The organism is Collinsella aerofaciens (assembly GCF_040915545.1).
Taxonomy (GTDB): Bacteria; Actinomycetota; Coriobacteriia; order Coriobacteriales; family Coriobacteriaceae; genus Collinsella; species Collinsella aerofaciens_BE.
The window spans coordinates 43783-60663 of record NZ_JBCPDH010000006.1 but is presented as its reverse complement, the minus strand read 5'-3'; the positions used below and the strand labels follow the sequence as shown (position 1 = coordinate 60663).

Annotated in this window: 29 protein-coding genes; 2 read left to right on the top strand and 27 right to left on the bottom strand. The window is 67.2% G+C overall.

What is annotated here, in order from left to right; all coding sequences use genetic code 11:
* Positions 1 to 30: 30 nt before the first annotated feature.
* From AB5202_RS03565 to AB5202_RS03435, 27 genes are all read right to left on the bottom strand, one after another.
* Entirely contained in the window at positions 31 to 1347 is a 1317-nt protein-coding gene (locus AB5202_RS03565) for a phage portal protein (protein ID WP_368143816.1), read from the bottom strand.
* Positions 1348 to 1544: 197 nt separating this feature from the next.
* A complete protein-coding gene (locus AB5202_RS03560; protein ID WP_117765327.1) occupies positions 1545 to 2828 on the bottom strand; it encodes a PBSX family phage terminase large subunit in 1284 nt (427 codons plus the stop codon).
* Entirely contained in the window at positions 2812 to 3243 is a 432-nt protein-coding gene (locus AB5202_RS03555; protein ID WP_368143817.1) for a hypothetical protein, read from the bottom strand. Before AB5202_RS03555 ends, AB5202_RS03560 begins: the two co-directional genes overlap by 17 nt.
* A gap of 29 nt (positions 3244 to 3272) precedes the next feature.
* Positions 3273 to 3995: a hypothetical protein gene (locus AB5202_RS03550; RefSeq protein WP_152067357.1), complete on the bottom strand. Its 723-nt coding sequence runs from the start codon at positions 3993 to 3995 to the stop codon at positions 3273 to 3275.
* A gap of 103 nt (positions 3996 to 4098) precedes the next feature.
* A complete protein-coding gene (locus AB5202_RS03545) occupies positions 4099 to 4233 on the bottom strand; it encodes a hypothetical protein (protein WP_264297873.1) in 135 nt (44 codons plus the stop codon).
* The gene (locus AB5202_RS03540) at positions 4230 to 4427 is read right to left on the bottom strand and encodes a hypothetical protein (protein WP_368143818.1); all 198 of its coding nucleotides are present in this window, start codon (positions 4425 to 4427) and stop codon (positions 4230 to 4232) included. The genes AB5202_RS03545 and AB5202_RS03540 overlap by 4 nt, the downstream gene beginning before the upstream one ends.
* Positions 4424 to 4609 carry a hypothetical protein gene (locus AB5202_RS03535; protein WP_368143819.1) on the bottom strand — a complete coding sequence of 62 codons (186 nt, stop codon included), beginning with the start codon at positions 4607 to 4609 and terminating at the stop codon, positions 4424 to 4426. Before AB5202_RS03535 ends, AB5202_RS03540 begins: the two co-directional genes overlap by 4 nt.
* Positions 4610 to 4611: 2 nt before the next feature.
* The gene (locus AB5202_RS03530; protein WP_368143820.1) at positions 4612 to 5118 is read right to left on the bottom strand and encodes a hypothetical protein; all 507 of its coding nucleotides are present in this window, start codon (positions 5116 to 5118) and stop codon (positions 4612 to 4614) included.
* A gap of 2 nt (positions 5119 to 5120) precedes the next feature.
* The gene (locus AB5202_RS03525; RefSeq protein ID WP_117637866.1) at positions 5121 to 5312 is read right to left on the bottom strand and encodes a hypothetical protein; all 192 of its coding nucleotides are present in this window, start codon (positions 5310 to 5312) and stop codon (positions 5121 to 5123) included.
* A complete protein-coding gene (locus tag AB5202_RS03520; RefSeq protein WP_346964631.1) occupies positions 5309 to 5518 on the bottom strand; it encodes a DUF3110 domain-containing protein in 210 nt (69 codons plus the stop codon). Before AB5202_RS03520 ends, AB5202_RS03525 begins: the two co-directional genes overlap by 4 nt.
* An 11-nt stretch (positions 5519 to 5529) precedes the next feature.
* The gene (locus AB5202_RS03515) at positions 5530 to 5778 is read right to left on the bottom strand and encodes a hypothetical protein (RefSeq protein ID WP_368143821.1); all 249 of its coding nucleotides are present in this window, start codon (positions 5776 to 5778) and stop codon (positions 5530 to 5532) included.
* Positions 5775 to 6170 (bottom strand): hypothetical protein, encoded by a 396-nt coding sequence (locus AB5202_RS03510; protein WP_118349165.1) that lies wholly within the window; start codon positions 6168 to 6170, stop codon positions 5775 to 5777. The genes AB5202_RS03515 and AB5202_RS03510 overlap by 4 nt, the downstream gene beginning before the upstream one ends.
* Positions 6157 to 6885 carry an ATP-binding protein gene (locus AB5202_RS03505; protein WP_152067353.1) on the bottom strand — a complete coding sequence of 243 codons (729 nt, stop codon included), beginning with the start codon at positions 6883 to 6885 and terminating at the stop codon, positions 6157 to 6159. The genes AB5202_RS03510 and AB5202_RS03505 overlap by 14 nt, the downstream gene beginning before the upstream one ends.
* Complete coding sequence (locus AB5202_RS03500) at positions 6869 to 7570, bottom strand: conserved phage C-terminal domain-containing protein (protein ID WP_368143823.1); 702 nt, start codon at positions 7568 to 7570, stop codon at positions 6869 to 6871. Before AB5202_RS03500 ends, AB5202_RS03505 begins: the two co-directional genes overlap by 17 nt.
* A 19-nt stretch (positions 7571 to 7589) precedes the next feature.
* Entirely contained in the window at positions 7590 to 8162 is a 573-nt protein-coding gene (locus AB5202_RS03495) for a single-stranded DNA-binding protein (protein ID WP_368143824.1), read from the bottom strand.
* Positions 8159 to 8512: a hypothetical protein gene (locus AB5202_RS03490; RefSeq protein WP_117637860.1), complete on the bottom strand. Its 354-nt coding sequence runs from the start codon at positions 8510 to 8512 to the stop codon at positions 8159 to 8161. The genes AB5202_RS03495 and AB5202_RS03490 overlap by 4 nt, the downstream gene beginning before the upstream one ends.
* Positions 8513 to 9085 carry an ERF family protein gene (locus AB5202_RS03485; protein WP_368143825.1) on the bottom strand — a complete coding sequence of 191 codons (573 nt, stop codon included), beginning with the start codon at positions 9083 to 9085 and terminating at the stop codon, positions 8513 to 8515.
* 1 nt (position 9086) lies between these two features.
* Positions 9087 to 10097, bottom strand: a complete 1011-nt coding sequence (locus AB5202_RS03480; protein WP_117637859.1) for a DUF1351 domain-containing protein — start codon at positions 10095 to 10097, stop codon at positions 9087 to 9089.
* On the bottom strand, positions 10098 to 11381 hold the full coding sequence (locus AB5202_RS03475) for a ParB N-terminal domain-containing protein (RefSeq protein ID WP_368143826.1): 1284 nt from the start codon (positions 11379 to 11381) through the stop codon (positions 10098 to 10100). It lies immediately after the preceding gene.
* A complete protein-coding gene (locus AB5202_RS03470) occupies positions 11369 to 11665 on the bottom strand; it encodes a hypothetical protein (RefSeq protein WP_117765307.1) in 297 nt (98 codons plus the stop codon). The genes AB5202_RS03475 and AB5202_RS03470 overlap by 13 nt, the downstream gene beginning before the upstream one ends.
* 42 nt (positions 11666 to 11707) lie before the next feature.
* Positions 11708 to 12265 carry a hypothetical protein gene (locus tag AB5202_RS03465; protein ID WP_368143827.1) on the bottom strand — a complete coding sequence of 186 codons (558 nt, stop codon included), beginning with the start codon at positions 12263 to 12265 and terminating at the stop codon, positions 11708 to 11710.
* Complete coding sequence (locus AB5202_RS03460) at positions 12262 to 12627, bottom strand: RusA family crossover junction endodeoxyribonuclease (RefSeq protein ID WP_158551309.1); 366 nt, start codon at positions 12625 to 12627, stop codon at positions 12262 to 12264. The genes AB5202_RS03465 and AB5202_RS03460 overlap by 4 nt, the downstream gene beginning before the upstream one ends.
* Positions 12624 to 13022: a hypothetical protein gene (locus AB5202_RS03455; RefSeq protein WP_158551308.1), complete on the bottom strand. Its 399-nt coding sequence runs from the start codon at positions 13020 to 13022 to the stop codon at positions 12624 to 12626. The genes AB5202_RS03460 and AB5202_RS03455 overlap by 4 nt, the downstream gene beginning before the upstream one ends.
* Entirely contained in the window at positions 13010 to 13210 is a 201-nt protein-coding gene (locus AB5202_RS03450; protein ID WP_117637854.1) for a hypothetical protein, read from the bottom strand. The genes AB5202_RS03455 and AB5202_RS03450 overlap by 13 nt, the downstream gene beginning before the upstream one ends.
* 88 nt (positions 13211 to 13298) lie before the next feature.
* A complete protein-coding gene (locus AB5202_RS03445) occupies positions 13299 to 13499 on the bottom strand; it encodes a hypothetical protein (protein WP_117637853.1) in 201 nt (66 codons plus the stop codon).
* A gap of 49 nt (positions 13500 to 13548) precedes the next feature.
* Positions 13549 to 13887, bottom strand: a complete 339-nt coding sequence (locus tag AB5202_RS03440; protein ID WP_368143828.1) for a hypothetical protein — start codon at positions 13885 to 13887, stop codon at positions 13549 to 13551.
* A 22-nt stretch (positions 13888 to 13909) separates the two neighbouring features.
* Positions 13910 to 14104: a helix-turn-helix transcriptional regulator gene (locus AB5202_RS03435; protein WP_114513521.1), complete on the bottom strand. Its 195-nt coding sequence runs from the start codon at positions 14102 to 14104 to the stop codon at positions 13910 to 13912.
* A 115-nt stretch (positions 14105 to 14219) separates the two neighbouring features.
* Here AB5202_RS03435 and AB5202_RS03430 point away from each other — a divergent pair, with 115 nt between their 5' ends.
* On the top strand, positions 14220 to 14864 hold the full coding sequence (locus AB5202_RS03430; RefSeq protein WP_114513522.1) for a LexA family protein: 645 nt from the start codon (positions 14220 to 14222) through the stop codon (positions 14862 to 14864).
* 2 nt (positions 14865 to 14866) lie between these two features.
* Entirely contained in the window at positions 14867 to 16378 is a 1512-nt protein-coding gene (locus tag AB5202_RS03425) for a recombinase family protein (protein WP_368143829.1), read from the top strand.
* The last annotated feature ends 503 nt before the right edge of the window (positions 16379 to 16881 follow it).

Here is a 16881-nt window from a genome sequence, read left to right as displayed (position 1 = left end):
TGAAGTGCTCTATGTAGTCCGGCCCCAGCATCAGGCGAGCCCGTCGCCCAGCATGTCGAACGCGCCGCCCTGCTGCTCGGGCACGTTGGCCTTGGCCTCGTTGCTGGTCTCGCCGTAGAAGCGGCGGCGGTACTCCCACGGGGCCATGATGCCCGCGCCGACCTCGCTCATGGCCATCTCGCGCGCGCTCTGCGTGTCGCTGATGATGGAGTCGTCGAAGTCCACGGTGACGTCGCCGTAGGGCACGGCCTCGCCCTTGATGCTGCGGCACGCGTCGGCCATGCCGTTCACGAGGCGCACGATGGACTTGCGCAGGGCGTTCTCGTGCCGGTGGATGGATCGCATCAGCTGCGAGTTGTCGGCCGCCACCTCCTTGGCGGTCTTCAGGCCCGTATGCGACTCCCAGGAGAAGTAGCCGTTGCCGAAGCCGCACGCCACCGACAGCAGGCGCAGGCCCGTGTTGATGGCGCTGGCGTTCTCGTCGGCCTTGAGGTCGCTCTGAACGGTCTGAATCTTGGCCGACCCCTCGTCGCCGGGGTTCATGCTGAAGATGGTGTCGTCGGCCTCGCCGAAGGCGTAGTAGGTCTTCGTGAGGCTGCCGTCCGGCCCCTTGTCGGTCTTGGACTCTATGAGGGTCTTGTCCACGAACGTGCGCGGGCGGCCCACGCGAATGTGGTCGAGCAGGGAGGTGGCGGCCTCGTCGACCACCTTCATGGCCCCCACGGCGTTGCAGTACACGCTCGCGCCCATCGCGCAGTAGTCGTAGAAGCGGTTCGACACGGCGGGGCGCACCAGCGCGAAAAGCGGGCGGGTGCAGCGCGTGTCCATGTCGGCGCTGATGCCCTCGACCGTCACCTGCTTGTGCGTCTTGGTGTCGAACAGCTGCGTGAGGATGTGGTAGGTGCCGCCCTTGAGCACGTGGGCCTGGCACTGGTCGTAGTCGCGCCCGGCGACCTCCACGCGGCCCACGAACGCGCACTGCGTGCAGTCGTCGGCGCTCCACGTGAGCGGGACTATCTGCGTGGCGTCGTAGCGCACGATGCGCAGCTCGGCGTCGGGCGTGTAGGCGCTGTCGGTCACGCCTCGCGGCTCGATGACCCACGCGCCCGTGCCCATGGCGAACGCGCGGGCTATGAAGTCGGCGTTGTCCATGGCGAACGATGTGGGCGCGTCGCCGTCCTCTGTCGGCTGCGGCGCGGCCTGGCCGTCCTCGTGCCCCTCGTCGCCGACGCCGCCCGTCGCCTTGGGGTTGGCGAAGTAGCGCGCCATCCAGACGCGGCGCTCGTCGCTCGTGCTGGAGATGATCGTGCTCTCGTTCATGAGCAGGCTGGCCCACTCGTCGGCCACGAGCGCCGCCGGGTGCAGGCTGGCGCGCTCGCGCTTGTACACGCGGAAGCCGCGCCGCTCGCTGTAGTGGTACCAGCCGTTGTTCGCCGCGAACCAGCCGAACCAGACGCCCACCATGCCCTGCATGCGGGTGTCCGGCTGGTATCCCATGCGGCGCAGCCACGCCTCGGCGTAGCCCGTGTTGCCTCGCTTCTCCATCAGAGGTTGCTCCTTATCCACAGTCCTGCGGCGTAGCCCGCCGCGTCTATCGCGTCGTCGTTCACCTTCGGCAGTGTCTCGGTTATGTCGCCCTGCCCGTTCGACACGTACTCGAACTCGGGGAACTCCTTGGCGGCGAGCGGGCAGCGGTCGGGGTCGATGACTATGCGCGTAAGGTTCTGCATCCACCTGATGCGGCTCTTGGGCGCGTTCAGGCCCTGCTTGAGCGACTTCTGCGCGCCGATGCCCTGCTCCTGGTAGTAGAGGATCATGCCGCGCGCCGCGCTGTCGCACCACACGTCGGCGGCGGGGTCCTCGGCCGCCTGCAGCTTGGCCGCCACCAGCTCGGCGGTCTTGACGTCGATGGCCTCGGTTCCCTGTCTGCTCTCCTCGTCCAGCAGGTACAGCACGCGCTCGTTCTCGTCGTAGCCCGCCTCCATGAACACCCAGGGGTGCACGCTGCCCGCGTCCACGCCGAACGAGCGCAGGGCGATGGACGCGCGCTCCTCCGCGGTGATGGGGCGTATGTCCAGCAGCTCGTCGGGGAACACCTCGGAGCCCGTGCCGATGACCTCGCCGAGCCATTGCCAGCGGTAGGAGTCGGGCGTCTTGCGGCGGCTGCGCTCGGCCTCCGCCAGCGCCGCGGCGCTTATCCACTCGGGGTGCTCGTCTATGACGTCCAGGTACGTGGTGTGGCATATGAAGCGCCCGTCCTCGCCCGGGTGGGCCTCCAGGTCGCGCGCCTCCTTGTTCACCCAGTTGCGAGCCGAGCGGGGAGGGTTGTAGCTGTAGAACACCCAGAACATGTCGCCGCCGCGCAGGAACGTGGCCAGCACGCTGCGCACCTCGTCCATGCCGTCGAACTCGTCTACCTCCTCGAACCACACCACGGCGCAGTAGCCGGTGCGGAACTTCGCGGACTTCAGCTTCTTCGGCTTGTCGCATCCCACAAAGCGTATGACCTGCCCGGTGGGGCGGTACGTCACCTCCATGGGGGACAGGCCGAAGTCGAACAGGTGCGCCACGCCCAGCACGTCGCACGCCCAGCCTATCTGCTCGTACACGGACGTGCGCAGCGTGTTGCCGACCTTGCGCAGCACGACGGCGTTGGCCTCCGGGTTGAGCATGATCAGCAGCACGATGGCGATGGATATGAACGACGACTTGGTGGAGTTGCGCCCGCCCTTGAACCAGTAGTGCGTGAACTCGTGCGCCTTGATGGAGCGCCACACGCCGGCGAACACGGAGGCCACGACGTCCGAGAGCCTAACCGAGGTCGTCAACGATGGTCACCCCCGCCTCCGCCATGGCGGCCTTCGCGCCGTCCACGCCGAACATGTCGTTGAGCAGCTTCACGCTCTCGGTTATGGCCAGGCGCGCGTCGCCGTTGATGCTGCCCTCGGCCGCCTGGCGGCGGAAGATGGGCAGCGCGCCGTCCAGCACCTCGAACAGCGGGGCGGCCGCGTCCTGCAGCTCCCAGCGGCAGTCCTTGGCGGCCGCGTCGCGGATTTCCTGGATTCTGTGCGCGATTCGTGGGTCGCGCATCAGCTTGGACGCGGCGCAGCTTATCGAGTTGTAGTTCATCCGCTTGCAGTCGTAGGCCGCGCGGTACGCGTCCTGCTGCTTGGCGCGGGGCTTGGCCATCTCGCGGGCGAACGCCTCCTGCTTCGCCGTGAGCGGCCTGTCCTTCTTGGGCACCTGCGGCCTCCTTCCTGATTAGTTTCGCGCTAGCCAAGCGACGCGATCACATCGCGCTCGCGCGGCGAAAGCGCGAAACGCTCTGCGGCTGCACGCTCTGATATGAGGTAGCCGCTGCCGTATATCGCCTTGTTCTGCACGCGCTGCGCGTCGAGCGCCCTCGTGAAGCTGCACTCCTGCGGCCCCACGCGGAAGTCGATGCCGTACTTGGAGTAGCGCGCCAGCATGGGCGCGGTCAGCACCTCGTCCGGGTACTCGTACTTCGGCAGCGCCTTGGCCTTCTCGCGGCGCAGGCGCTCTATCGCGGCATCCAGCTCGGAGCGCAGGTCGGGCGCGCTGCGAGCCTGGGCGGGGTCGAGGTTGGTCACGAACGACGTGTTGACGCTCGCGCCGTTGGCGTACGTCACGCCGACGCCCGTCACGACCTTGCAGCAGTTGCGGATGCCCATGCACGTCAGGGTGGGGGCGAACAGGAAGAAGCCCACGCCGCGCTCCTGGTAGTGCTTGACGATCTTGCTCAGGATGGAGAACGGCGGGTTGTCCACCACCGTGCAACCCTGCGGGTACTCCTCGCGCTCGTAGTCGCCGCCCGGGTAGAACGGGCGCGCCACCTTCGCCAGGTCGAACCCGTACTCCCGGTGCGCCCACCGCAGCACGCAGTCGTACACCTCGGGCGGGGTGTAGCAGTCGTCCGTCGTCCTTTTCGGCTCGAACTTTGCCGTGAACTCCTCGTATGTCTCGCCTCTCGCCATGCGTCTCCTATCTCTCGGCCCATATGGTCGCAAGCGTGTCGCCGGGCACGGAAAAGGCCGCCCCGAAGGACGGCCCTCTGCCTGTTTCCGTATTCGGTTGCCCCTATCCGCACGCCGCCACGGCCATGGCCATGAGCCCGAGCGCCAGCGCCCTTATGGCGTAGATGGCCGCCGCGTCTATGGCGATTGCCGCCGCTATGAACAGCAGGCACCCCCAGTTGCATCCCGGGCGGTTCATTCGCCGCACCGCTCGGACTTGAGCCATGCCAGGTACTCCTCGCGCGAGTCGAAGCGGGCCACGAGCATGAGCGTGGCGGCGTCGCCTGCCTTCTCCTCGCGCTTCACGGCGACCATCGCCGGGATGGCGTAGAACTCCACGTCCATCAGCGCGGCCCTCTCCGGCGTGCCGAAGAAATGCTCCCAGTTCGTCATCGCGCGTCCTCCTCAGCACCCGGACCGACCTTGCGGTAGGTGAAGTCCTCGAACAGGTGGCCGCACCAGCGGCAGCGGTCGCCGCCCTTGGGCAGGTGGTGCCAGATCTCGCGCATGCCGCACTTCGGGCAGCGCACCTCGATACTGGGTCGGCGCTTCGGCTTCTCGGTCTGCTGCTCCATGGCTACTCCACCGCCATCCGCATGGCCGGCTTCATGGCCTCGCGCAGGCTCTTGGCCAGCTCCTCGGCCGTTACCTCGGCCTTCACCTCCACGTTCACGTTGGGCATCGCGAAACCGTGCGCCTCTTCGGCCTTGAGGCAAGGCATGGCGGCGTCCTGGGCCGCGCCCTTGAGCGTCGGTGACGCTGTCACCATCGGCTCGCAGCGCCCCAGCCACAACTCGCACTCGTCCAGCTTCGTGAGCGCCAGGGCGCGCTCGCGGCTCGCCTCGTAGGCCGTCTCGATGCCCTTGCGCAGGTTCTGCACGGCCGTCTCTTCGGTTCCGGCGTCCAACTTTTCGCGCAGTAGGGCGTTCTCGAACCTCAGGTTGCGAGCCTCGCGACGCGGCACTGCTACCGTATGGCTTTGCTGCTCGCCCCAGCAGTCCTCGCACAGCGGCGCGCCTACGCCCATGTTGTCCTGCCCCAGGGCGTCGATATCGCGCCCGCAGGTATCGCAGATGATTCCCATGGCTACTCCCTTCCTTCCGGCTTCACCGCGCCTGCGAGGAACCACGCCCGCAGGCTCTCGGCGCACTCCGGGCACAAGGCCCTTGCCTTGCCGTCGATTCGCGCGCTGTTCCTCAGCACCATCTTGGCGTAACCCGCCAGGGTCGCCGGCACCTCCTTGCCGCAGCGTTCGCATGCGCACATGTACAGCCTCATGCCTGCTCGCCTCCCTTCGGCAGAGCGTCGGCGATTCGGTCCCAGTCGGTGGCCGACTTCTCGCTGGGGTACTCGTAGGCCCCCACGCACGGCACCGGCAGCACCGCCATGCCGTCGTGCTCGCCTGCGTACTCGTCTGCGTCCGATCTGCTCTCGAACGCCAGCACCACGTCGCTCTCCGTGGCCACCGCGTAGATCTTCTTCATCGTTTCGTCTCCTATTCGAACTCGAAGCACTCGCATGCCTCGCTTGTCTCGTCCACCGCTTCCACGTCGGGGCCGCCGCCCGTCATGGCGTCGCAGGCGCACACGGCCTCGCCGCCAGCGCCCTGCACGCGGCCGCAGAAGCGGCACTCCCGGCACGTGCGGCCCTCCCACGGGTCGGGCCGGTTCCACGGTGCCCTGGGGTCGGACTCGAAGCACCCGGGCGGGAGGTTCCACCCGCTTGAAGGCTCGTGCCCGCTCACATGCACCGCCTGCCCCTCGGCAGCCGCCCCCAGCCGTCCATGGCCAGGGCATCCGCGTACTTGGTCGGTTCCGGCAGCAGCAGGTACTCCCAGTGCCCCGAGCCCGGCGGGGCTGGGCGGTTGAACCTCTGCTCGGCCCTGACCCAGCGGAAGTGCAGCCGGTTGGCGTGCGCCAGCCCGTGGCAGCCGCTGCCGTTGCCGCTGCCGCACAGCATCACCGTGGGCTTGGGAACCTCGCGCCCGTCGCGGAACAGCTTGCCCGCCCCGCGCCTCACGATGTGGTGGCGGTTGAGCGGCCACGGCGCGCCGCACACGGCGCACCTGGGCGTCTCGATGCTCGGCCCCTCCATGAGGGGGCGCAGGATCTCGGGCAGCGTGTCAACGTTTGCCATTCGATAGCCTCCTGTCCTTGCCTTGCAGCTCGTACTTGTCGCACATCTCCGACAGGCGGCTCACGATGGCCACCGCCGTCTCCTCGTCGCCGTTCTTGGCCAGGCGGCGTATGAGGTCGCTCTTGCCGTACTGCGTGGTCACGACCACGGGCCTCATGTTCTCGTACCTGTCGTTCACGACGCGGAACACCTGCCCCAGTGTCCAGTCGGTGGGGGACTCCTTGCCCAGGTCGTCCAGCACCAGGCACCCCACGCGGGAGAGTCTGGACAGCACGCCGTCCTCGGTGCCGTCGCCGCCGTAGGTGCCCTTGATGGCGGCCAGCACGCCCAGCATGTCGGTCACCCTCACGCTGGTGCCGCCGTCCACCAGGAGCCGCGCCACGGCGCTCGCCAGGTGGGTCTTGCCGGTTCCCACGGGGCCGCAGATGTACGCCCCGCGCCCTTGCTCAACCTTCGCGGCAATGCCCTCGGCCATGGGGGAGGCGGCTGTCATGAAGCGGGGCTTGATTCCGGCCCGCTCGTAGGCCCGGCGGCGTTTGGCTGCGGCCTCCTCGGCCTTGGCCCTGGCCTCAAGGCGCGAACGCTCGTCGCGCTCCGCCACGGCACCCGGGCAGCCGCACGGCTTCCAGCCGCAGAAGGTGCGGCGGCCAGCCAGCACCACGTAGCGGACCTCCAGCTGCGCCCCGCAGTGGGGGCACTCAGTCGTACTCGGCATAGCCGTCGGCCTCCTTCCGGGTCCTCGGGCCGCGGTTCACGTAGTCCTCGAACTTCGGCGAGAACAGCGTGGAGGGCCGCAGGTACTTGGCCATCTTCGGGTCGCCCGCCCACTCGGCTGCCATCGTGTCGATGACGGCCAGGAAGTCGGGGAGGCGGTAGCCCTCGGCCCAGCGGGCGTGTATCAGCCTGCGGGTCTTGGCGCTGCTTGAGCGGTAGCGGGTGCCGGCTGCCTCGTTGAGCGCATGCACGATTTCGTCAAAGGGGATTAAGGGGTTATCTATATACTCAACCTCAACCTCAACCTCTGCATTGCCGCAACTCGATGCGCCTGCATGTGCATCCGCATCTGCTTGCGCATGTGCGGCTGCATCTGTATCCGCATATGCTCCCGCATGTGCTTGCGCATCGGCTTGCGCCCGTGCCGCCGCATCGTCCACCGCGTCTTCCTTCCCCGGCCTGTTGCCCCAGCGGGCGTTGGCCGCCTTCCTTGCGCGCTCGCTCTTCTCGTCGCCCATGTCGAGCCTGCCCTTGAGCACCAGGAAGGTAGGCAGCCACGCGGGGCTGCCCTGCGGCTCCTTGCCCGTGAACCGGTACTCGACGATGGCGTAGATGAACGGCGCGCGCTGCTTCTCGGGCATGGCCTGCGCGGCCGCCCAGAAGTCGTCGTGTATAACCATGCCCATAGTGTCGCCGTCGCCTTCCCTAAAACGGGATATCCTCGTCGTACAGATCGGGCATGGCCTGCTGCTGCGGCATGGCCTGCTGCTGCGGCATGGCCTGCTGTGGCGCGTACGCCTGCTGAGTGGCCGGCTGCGGCGCGTAGGCGGGCTGCTGCGGCGCAGGTGCCGGGGCGGGGCGTCCCTGGCCGTACGTGCGGGCCTGCGGCGCTTGCGGGGCCGCCTGGGGCGCGTACTGCTGCGGCGCGTAGCCCTGCTGCTGTTGCTGGCCGCTCATGAACTCCAGCTCGTCCACCACGACCTCCAGCGCGCTGCGCTTCTGGCCGGTCTGCTGGTCGTTCCAGCTGCGGTAGCGCAGCTTGCCCTCGATGGCCACCTTGCTGCCTTTGGCGAGGTACTGCGCCAGCTTCTCGCCGCGGGTGCCGAACAGCGTGCAGTCCACGAAGTTCGGGTAGTCCTCCCACTGCCCGGTCTGCTGGTTCTTGCGGCGGTCGTTGACGGCCACGCCCATGGACAGCACGGACATGCCGCCAGACGTGGAGCGCAGCACGGGGTCGCGGGTCAGGTTGCCGGATATGCACACGCGGTTGATGCTCATAGATACCCTCCTTGGGTTACGTCCCCGCTGTTCCAGATGCGGGTGATCTGCGCGTCTACCATGCGGATACGCAGCTTGATTACGTTGATGGCCTCCTGCGAGGCCTTGTAGATGGCCTCGGAGCAGTCGCGGCGGCGCTTGGCCTCCGCTATCTGCTCCTGGCCCCGGCACACGTCGCCGATGATGGTGACGGGCGTGCCCTTCTGGCGCTCGTTCAGGATGGCGATGCGCAGGGCCTTGCGGTACTCGGCCTCGTTCTCGGCGTACTGGCAGCCCGACTCCTTGCAGGTCTTCAGCTCGGCCTCCAGCCTGTCGGTCAGCTCGTCCAGCTCCTCGGTGAGCGCCTGCATCTACTCCACCTGCCAGTCGGGGCGCGGGCAGCACGGGCTGTTGGCCACGAACTCCATGTACTGCGGCATGCTGGCGAACTGGTAGCGCGCCCCGCAGCTGCGGCAGTGGGCCGTGAAGGGGCCGTCTGCGGGCGGCTGCTTCTCCTCGGGCGCGGGCTGCTCCTCCATGGCGTCGGGATCGCTCTGCCCGTCGATGGCGAACGCGCCGCACAGCGCGTACTTGCGGGCGTAGCTCGACGCCATGCCGGTCACCTGGGCGTCGTCCGAGCCCTTCTTGTGCTCGTCCTCGCGGGCGTAGGCGCTCACCTGCAGCAGGCCCTCGCCGCCCTCGACGGGGAACACGCACGCCGTGGACTTCACGTAGTAGCGGTCGCCTATCTGCACCAGCTCGTCGGTCATGAAGAACGCCAGGCCCTCCTTGGCGCACGGCTCCTTCAGCGCGGCCACTATGTCCTCGTAGCTGCGGTAGCTGAACTTGCCGAAAGCGTTGTACTTGGCCTTGGGCACCACCACGGCGCGCTGCACGCGGGCAACGGCCGCCATGAGGTCGATGGACTGCTGTTCCTGGGTCATGCTAGTAGCCTCCGTTCATTCGCTCGTAAACCTGGCCCACCGTGCCGTGCATGATGGTGCCCACGACGCCCTGCGCCTTGAGGGCCGCCGCGACGCCCTGCATCTGCTCGCGCGTGGCGCACGGCACCACGACCGTCCACGGGTCGCCCGCCATGGCCACGGGTGCCGGTGCGGGCGGCGCTGGCGGCACCGGGGCGGGCATGGGCGCGGGCTGCGGCTCGGGCATCTGCTCAAGCGGCTGCGGGAACTCTGCGGGCTGGCATTCCGCGGGCTCGGGCACCGCTTCGGGTTCGGGTTCGGGCTCTTCCACGGGTTCCGGCTCCATGGCCGCCTTCAGCTCGGCGATGCGCCGGCGCTCCTCCTCGGCCTTGTGCGCCGCCGTTATGGCCGCGCCCAGGTCCAGGGTGGCGAACAGCTCGCGCTCGGCCTCGTCGTAGAACGGCTCGCCCTGGAACTGCGCCTTGAGGGTTTCCCAATCCTGGGCCAGGCGCTCTACCTTGGCCTCCAGGGCCTTGAATGCCTTCACCTCGCCGAAGGTCTTGTTGGTCCACTGCTTCTCGTGGAAACGCTCATAGGGCACGACGGGGGCCAGCAGCCCGGCGAACTCCTCGTAGTGCTCCCGCAGCTTGGCGTACGCGCGCAGCTGGCGCTCCTCCTCGGCCTCGTCCAGCTGCGCCTTGATGCCGTCGGCTGCCTGCTTCGCGATGCCCGCCACGGCCTTGCACCTGTCCTCGAACGCGGCCAGGGGCTTCGTGTACTCGCGGCTCACGGCCTTGCGGCGCTCGTCTATCTCCTTGGCGATGCCGTTGAGGTAGGCGCGGTCGCGCTTGGCGGCCTTCACGTTCTCGTCCTTGCCCATGTCGTAGGTCGCGCCCTCGTAGTCGGCCACCAGCCTGCGCACGTGCGCCTCCAGGGCGTCGAAATTGGCCTCGATCACGGCGGGGGAGTACGCCACGGTCAGCTCTGACGCCTCCTCGGGCTCGATGATCTCGGCCTCAACTGCTTCGCTCATTTACTCCTCGCTTCCCAGGCGCGCCATGCACGCCTCGTAGGTTTCCGTCTCGGCCGCGTTCGGCTCGTAGCCGTCGGCCTTCATGGCCTCGTAGGTGATGGTCACGTTCTCGACCGTCGCTCGGTTGAAGTACACGGAGCTGCCGCCTTCCATGAGGCTCCAGGCCGTCCAGCCGCTCATGTTCCACGCTGACCGCCAGCCCATGGCCGCGGCCAGCTCGGTGGGCGTGCGGTCGATGGGTCGGCCCAGCAGCTCCTCGAACGATTCCACGGCCTCGGTCTCCATGGCGAACGCGGTCAGCGCCAGAGCCGTGCGGCGCATCGACTTGAGGTCGCCCGCGTGGGCGGCAAGCCACTCGCGGCGGGCCTTCGCGCCGTCCTCGTAGGCGGCCTGGAAGTCGGCCTTGCGCTGGGCTGCGGCCTGTGCGGCCTCGTCGGCCCCCTCGGCCACCGGCGCCAGCAGGGTCACGCCGAACGACGTCTCCTCGGCCAGAAGCCCCGCGCCCGCGTTGTCGGCCACGTAGGCGTCCAGCGCCGCCAGGTCGGGGCGGTAGTCGGAAAACGTGCGGCATGCGGCGAAGCCCTCGGGGCATTCGTCGACGAACTCGACGCCCGCGTCGGCAAGCACCGCCACCACCTCGGCGCGGTTGCGCCTCTGCTCGGCCTCGGCCTTCAGGCTCGCGTACACGCGCTGCCATTCGGACTGCTTGCAGTCGCGCAGCTCGGCCACGGCCTCGTCGTCGCCCTCGAACTCGGCGATGGCGGCCAGGCGGTCGAGCGTCATGTCGTAGGCGGCGTCCTGCACCCTGCGGGCGGCGCGGCGCGCCTTGGCCACGGTGCCCGCGTCGGTGCGGGCGGCCACGGCCACCTCCTCGTCGGGAATGTCGAGCGCCAGCATGGTCTGCACGCCGCGCGACTTCTCCTCGGCGGTCAGCCCCAGCTTGGCGTCGGTCTCCACCATGGCCTTGGCGGCCTCCACGCGCGCCAGCTCGGCGTCGTCCAGGTCGTCGTAGACCTCGGCCAGGAACCGCTCGGTGCCGATGGAGCGCATGGCGCGCACGCGGCACTCGCCGTCGATGATCCAGTAGATGCCGCCCTCCTTGTACAGGATGGGCTTCATGACGGGCTGGCCGGGGTTGAGGCGGTTGGCCTTGAACTGCGCGGCCAGGCCCGCGATGTGCTCGGCGCTCTCCCTGGTGGTGAAGTCGCGCGGGTTCATCGGCTCGCCGTCGGCGCGCTCGTAGGGGTACACGTCGCAGATCGCGACCTCCTCTAGCGATTGCATGCGCGGGCCTCCTCGTCTACGACCACGCGGCACTCCATGCCCACCAGGCGGGCGCGGCACGCCACGCGGGCCACCTCGCCCATGAGCGCGATGCGCTTGGTGGGCACGGGGCCGTTCTTGATTTGCGCGGCCATGCAGGCGGCCCCCATGTTGAACGCCTGGCGCATGGCGGCGTCGAAGCCGCCGTCGCCCGGCTCGGGCACGGGGACGGCGCGCTCGATGCGCTTCAGGATGCTGTCCACCGTCTTGTCCGCGACGGTCTTGCTGATGATTTCCGTGAGCATTTGGGTCTCCTAACTGGGAAAACTAAAAGTGATAAAAACTTTTCAGGATTTCGGAACTTTTTTCTCTATGCGCTCCTTGCGCTTCTGCGCCGCCTTGACCCTGCGGTACAGGTAACGGCACAGCCACCGCTCCATGGCCTCGTCGTGCGCCTCTGCTGCCTTGTCGGCGGCGTAGCGGCTCATGCCCGAGGTGTCCGGGGCCTGCGGCATGGGGTCGGCGCGGCTCTCTCGGCCGCACTCGGTGCGCTCGTAGGTGCGGCGCTCCTCTGCGGTCAGCCTCGGCAGCAGCTCGGCTATGCGGGCCTCTATGGTCTCAAGCTGCTGCTGGCGTCTGCACGGTTCGCAGATGCCGTCCTTGCCGAGGGTCGCCCTGCGGCACCCGCACGACGGGCACAGCTCCAGGCGGTGGCGGTAGCAGCGCAGGGACACGTGGCCGCCGCTGGCGTTGATCACGCGCCGCGCGTTATCCAACTGGTTCTTGGACAGCCGCAGCTCGCGGCGAATCTCGCGGGCGGGCACCTTTCCCGCCAGCTCGGCTATGCGGTCGAGGTCGGCCTTGCGCCACGCCCTGTGTGGCCTGCCCTTGTCTCGGCGGGTCACTCGTCGCTCACCTCCACGACCACGCGGGGGCGCGCCCTGTCGGTGAGCACCCTGTCGGGGCATTGCTCCACGTACTTGCGGGAGTCGTCCTTGATTACGCCCGCCGCCACCAGGCCGTCGAGCACGAACTTGCGCGCGAAGCCCACGTTGTCGGCGTCGCGGCGCATGTCGGGCTCGTAGAACGTGGTGCGCACGGTCACCCGGCGCTCGAAGCGCGGCGCTCGCTGCTGCATGGCCGCCGCCCTCACGCGCGCCGTCTCGCGCTTCTTCATGGCTGCCGCCTTGTAGCGGTTGGCGCGCTCGGCGCTGATGTAGTCGTTCAGGCTCGGCATTCGGCCCTCGACCGTGACGGTGCACCTCATTGCGCGCCCCTGTCGTAGATGCCCTGCGCCTCGGTTAGCGTGGAGGCGGCGAAAACGGCTGGGCCCACGATGGCCTCCCACGTGCCCACCAGGTCCACGGAGTCCACCGGCGTGCGGCGGAAGCTCACGGCGGCCAGCATGGAGGGGCGCTGCAGCACCATGTAGCGGGACAGCACGCTCCACAGGTTGTGGTCGCGCTTGAACTCGCTGGCCTCGCTCACGGTCATGCCGTTCTGGCACGCCAGGGTGTACACGTTGTCGCGCTGGATGACGTGGCCCTCCAGCATCAGGCGGTAGCAGATGCGGCGCAGCTTCGCCCATGTATCGGGGTTCGAGGCAACCCAGCCGCACGCCTTGGCCACGAGGGCCTGGGCCTTGGCGTCTACCTCGGCCATACTGTTGCCTCCAGCGCCCATGTGGCGGCGATGCACGCGCAGACGAACAGGGCGGCGAAAACGGCCTGCAGCCTCTCGCGGCGCTGCTCGGGTGTTACACTGGTCTCGGTTCGGAAGTGAACCGTTGCGGTGCGCGTCTTTCGCTTGCCGGCTGCGACGCGCACCCTCTTTCCCTTGATCTTTTCCATTCCTGGAACTTCCTCTCGTTCTCTGGGTCCTTGTAGAACTCGCGCATCATGGCGGCGCACTCGTCGCACATGGCGCGCTGTATCGGGGTCATTCGCCCGCGACGCCCGGCAGAAGCAGCGGGGCGTCCTCGTAGGCGACCTCACCGGTGTCCCTATCCACGAACATCACCTCCTGGTCGTCGTACACGTGGATGTTGAGCATCTGCCCCGTGAACTCCACCAGCTTGGGGATGAAGTCACGGAACTTCGGGTCCAGCTCAAACTGCAGCACGCACTTGCCGCTCTTCACGTTGAGGGCGGTGAACCCCCCCCCGTACGGTCACCTCGTTCAGCATGGCCTACTCCTTCTCGTCGTACGCGGTGTCGCGCGCGATGGTCTTGAAGTCGGTGCTCCAGCCCTTGCCGTTCACGCTGAACTGCACGGAGTTGTAGACGTTGAACTGCATGCCGCCGAGCTCGAACCAGGTCGTGCTCGCCTCCAGAAGCTCGATGCCGCTCGTCTGGAAGCCCAACATGGCCGCGATGCGGCGCTTGAGGCTGTCGTGCGTCTCCTCCATGCAGCCGTTCTCGGCCAGCTCGAAGTTGACGGCCACGCGCTTGCGGTCGTCGATGAGGTGGTCGAGCGTTTTGCCGATGATCTCGGCGACGAACTCGGGCTGGTGGCTCTTGGTGGTCATGGTTTCTCTCCTATCTATAGGTTTAACTATCGTTGCTGCCGAAAAAAATATCAGCCACACGCACGCCGAAAAGTTTTGCCAGTTTTTTGGCGTCCTCGATAGTCACGCTATCGGGGTTGCTTTCCATCTTTGCGTACGTGGGCCGCGAGATGCCGAGAAGGCCAGCCACGGCCTCCTGTGAGTACCGTGCCTTCTTGCGCGCATCAACCAATTCCATCGAATCACCTCCTTGCTTGGTATGCCTAAGACTATAACCAAACATATAGTGACTGTAAAGAAGATTTGTCATATTCTGTAAAAAGATTTTAACGGTCGCAGCGGAAGGAGGACACGTGAGCATAGCCGAGAACATCCGAAGGATTAGGACGCAGCACGACATGACGCAGGAGGAGTTCGGCAAAGTTGCCGCCGTCTCCGCTATGGCCGTATCTCAGTGGGAAAACGGGCGAGCAGTGCCTCGCATGGGCGCAGTTCAGCGCATTGCGGATTATTTCAATATCAGTAAAGGCGAGGTTATTGACGAGGGAACAGATGGCGTTGTTTTGCCTTCCGGCGCCATGCCCGTGGTGGCCAGCAGCGCCACCGTGCCGCTGCTCACGCTCGGGCGCGTGCACGCCGGCGCGCTCGCCGACGAGGAGGAGATAGCGCACCGCGTTGAGGTGCCCGCCTCGGTGTGCGCCGGGCACCCGCGCGCGTTCGCCCTGGAGGTCGAGGGCGACTGCATGAACCGCGTCATACCCGAGGGCAGCCACGTGCTGGTCGACCCCGACCGCCAGCCCGCCAACGGGTCCATCGCCGTGGTGGAGACCGAGGACTACCGCGCGGTCATGCGCCGCTGGTACAAGGGCAGCACCAAGCTGATGCTGTCGGCGGATAGCTTCGAGGACTACGAGGACATGATTTTCGGCATGGACGACGGCCCCGTGCGCGTGATCGGCACGGTGGTGTGGTTCCAGGCCGCCGACGAGATGGAGTAGCCGTGGGCGGGCGCGCGGCGATATACGCCCGCTTCTCGAGCCACAACCAGCGCGGCGAGTCCATAGAGATACAGGTGGAGAAGTCCCGCGCCTACTGCGCCGAGAACGACCTGCGCGTGGTGGCCACGTACTGCGACTTCGCGCAGACGGGCACCAACACCGACCGCGCCGAGTTCCAGCGCATGATGGCCGACGCCAAGCGAGGGCTGTTCGATTTCGTGGTCATATATAAAGTTACCCGAATCATGCGCAACCGCGACGAGATGGCCATGGCGCGCATCATGCTGCGCCGCTGCCGCGTCGAGATACTGTACGCGGGCGAGGACATTTCGGACGGCTCGGCGGGCGTGCTGCAGCTGGGCATGCTGGAGGTGCTGGCGGAGTACGAGAGCGCGCTCGACGGCGAGCGCATACGCGACGGCATACAGAAGAACGCCGAGCGGTGCATGGCCAACGGCTGCGTGCGCTACGGCTGGGACATAGTGGACGGGCGCTACGTGGTCAACGAGGAGGAGGCCGCCGCCATCCGCCTGGGCGTGCGCATGGTCTTGTCGGGCAAGTCGGTGGCCGACGTGGTGCGCGCCTGGGAGCCGTACCGCACCAAGCGCGGCGGCAAGTGGCGCTTCCAGACGGTGCGCCGCATACTGATGCGGCGGGAGAACGGCGGGGAGTACCGCTACGCGGGCGTGGTCGTGCCCGGCGGCATGCCCGCCATCGTTCCCATGGATGACGAGGAGAGGGTGATACGGATGCTTGAGGACTCGCACAGGCCCCGCGCCAAGACCGAAGCGTGGGACTTCCCGCTCACGGGCAAGCTCTACGACGGGCGCGACGGCGGGCTGATGACCGGCACCAGCGGCACGGGCAAGTCGGGCAGGCCCTATCACTACTACCGCTGCCGCAGCTGCGGGCGCACCGTGCGCCGCGATGTCGTGGAGAAGCGCGTGGCCGACGCCGTGCGCGAGGCCCTGGGCAGCGCCGACAGCCGCGAGCGCATCGCTCGCATGCTGGCCGACGCCGAGGAGGAGCGCGCCGACGAGAAGCCCTTGAGCGAGACCATAAAGGGCGAGCTGGCCAAGATCGAGACGGCGTTCTCCAACATATGGGCGGCCATCGAGTCGGGCATCGCGCCGCCGGGCGGCAAGGAGCGCATAGACGCGCTGAAGCAGCGGCAGGCGCTCCTCAAGGACGAGCTGCGCACGGCCGAGGCCCTTGAGGCCGCCCGCCTTGACTACGACCGCGCGCTGTTCTGGCTTGAGGGCATGGCCGCCGCCGAGGTGGACGACGCGCAGCTTCTGCGCACGTTCGTGGCGCGCGTGGTGCTGGGCGGCCCCGACGATGACGACGGCCTGCGCGTGGCGTTCACGTTTGACGATTCTGCCGGCTTGGGCGATAATCCGTCGCTGCCTGGCGCTATAGGTCCAGGTGGCGAGGTGTTCGACCGAATGAACGCCAGCTCCACCATAAGTAACAGGCAGGTAGATACTTATATCTACCTGCCTTTTTATTTCTAGTCCGTATCGCGGAGAATCGAACTCTATGCAGGGCGCGGGCGTAAAGAAAACGCTAAGCGTTTTTAGCCCGCGGGCGAGGACGCCGACAGGCGGCCGAAGCCGGTGCGTGTTCGCGAAGCGAACACGCGGATTCTCCGCGCAAAGCTCCAGCCAGATATAGATGCGATGCCGATCGGGCGTCTTACCCCGGCCTCAACCCATCAACGGATCCCCCGCACCGCGGAGAATCGAACTCTATGCAGGGCGCGGGCGTAAAGAAAACGCCTCAGTGACGCAGAGTGGGACGCGCTTTCCCGATGGCAGCCCAGGCGGAAAGCACGTCCCGGAATCCGCGCTCAGACTGGGACGTAGTTTCCGGATGGCGCCTCAAGCGGAAACTGCGAGCCGGAATCGAGCCGTAGAGTGGGACATGCTTTCCCAATGGCAGCTCAAGCGGAAAGCACATCCCGGAATCTTCGTTCGGAATGGGATGCAGTTTCCAAATGAATGGCTAGCGGAAAGTT

Bases quoted from the DNA above. Each gene is read 5' to 3' on its own strand.
- AB5202_RS03550 (WP_152067357.1), bottom strand. From the start codon at position 3,995: ATGGCGAGAGGCGAGACATACGAGGAGTTCACGGCAAAGTTCGAGCCG.
- AB5202_RS03545 (WP_264297873.1), bottom strand. From the start codon at position 4,233: ATGAACCGCCCGGGATGCAACTGGGGGTGCCTGCTGTTCATAGCGGCG.
- AB5202_RS03540 (WP_368143818.1), bottom strand. From the start codon at position 4,427: ATGACGAACTGGGAGCATTTCTTCGGCACGCCGGAGAGGGCCGCGCTG.
- AB5202_RS03535 (WP_368143819.1), bottom strand. From the start codon at position 4,609: ATGGAGCAGCAGACCGAGAAGCCGAAGCGCCGACCCAGTATCGAGGTG.
- AB5202_RS03530 (WP_368143820.1), bottom strand. From the start codon at position 5,118: ATGGGAATCATCTGCGATACCTGCGGGCGCGATATCGACGCCCTGGGG.
- AB5202_RS03525 (WP_117637866.1), bottom strand. From the start codon at position 5,312: ATGAGGCTGTACATGTGCGCATGCGAACGCTGCGGCAAGGAGGTGCCG.
- AB5202_RS03520 (WP_346964631.1), bottom strand. From the start codon at position 5,518: ATGAAGAAGATCTACGCGGTGGCCACGGAGAGCGACGTGGTGCTGGCG.
- AB5202_RS03510 (WP_118349165.1), bottom strand. From the start codon at position 6,170: ATGGCAAACGTTGACACGCTGCCCGAGATCCTGCGCCCCCTCATGGAG.
- AB5202_RS03505 (WP_152067353.1), bottom strand. From the start codon at position 6,885: ATGCCGAGTACGACTGAGTGCCCCCACTGCGGGGCGCAGCTGGAGGTC.
- AB5202_RS03500 (WP_368143823.1), bottom strand. From the start codon at position 7,570: ATGGGCATGGTTATACACGACGACTTCTGGGCGGCCGCGCAGGCCATG.
- AB5202_RS03495 (WP_368143824.1), bottom strand. From the start codon at position 8,162: ATGAGCATCAACCGCGTGTGCATATCCGGCAACCTGACCCGCGACCCC.
- AB5202_RS03490 (WP_117637860.1), bottom strand. From the start codon at position 8,512: ATGCAGGCGCTCACCGAGGAGCTGGACGAGCTGACCGACAGGCTGGAG.
- AB5202_RS03485 (WP_368143825.1), bottom strand. From the start codon at position 9,085: ATGACCCAGGAACAGCAGTCCATCGACCTCATGGCGGCCGTTGCCCGC.
- AB5202_RS03480 (WP_117637859.1), bottom strand. From the start codon at position 10,097: ATGAGCGAAGCAGTTGAGGCCGAGATCATCGAGCCCGAGGAGGCGTCA.
- AB5202_RS03475 (WP_368143826.1), bottom strand. From the start codon at position 11,381: ATGCAATCGCTAGAGGAGGTCGCGATCTGCGACGTGTACCCCTACGAG.
- AB5202_RS03470 (WP_117765307.1), bottom strand. From the start codon at position 11,665: ATGCTCACGGAAATCATCAGCAAGACCGTCGCGGACAAGACGGTGGAC.
- AB5202_RS03460 (WP_158551309.1), bottom strand. From the start codon at position 12,627: ATGAGGTGCACCGTCACGGTCGAGGGCCGAATGCCGAGCCTGAACGAC.
- AB5202_RS03455 (WP_158551308.1), bottom strand. From the start codon at position 13,022: ATGGCCGAGGTAGACGCCAAGGCCCAGGCCCTCGTGGCCAAGGCGTGC.
- AB5202_RS03450 (WP_117637854.1), bottom strand. From the start codon at position 13,210: ATGGAAAAGATCAAGGGAAAGAGGGTGCGCGTCGCAGCCGGCAAGCGA.
- AB5202_RS03440 (WP_368143828.1), bottom strand. From the start codon at position 13,887: ATGACCACCAAGAGCCACCAGCCCGAGTTCGTCGCCGAGATCATCGGC.
- AB5202_RS03435 (WP_114513521.1), bottom strand. From the start codon at position 14,104: ATGGAATTGGTTGATGCGCGCAAGAAGGCACGGTACTCACAGGAGGCC.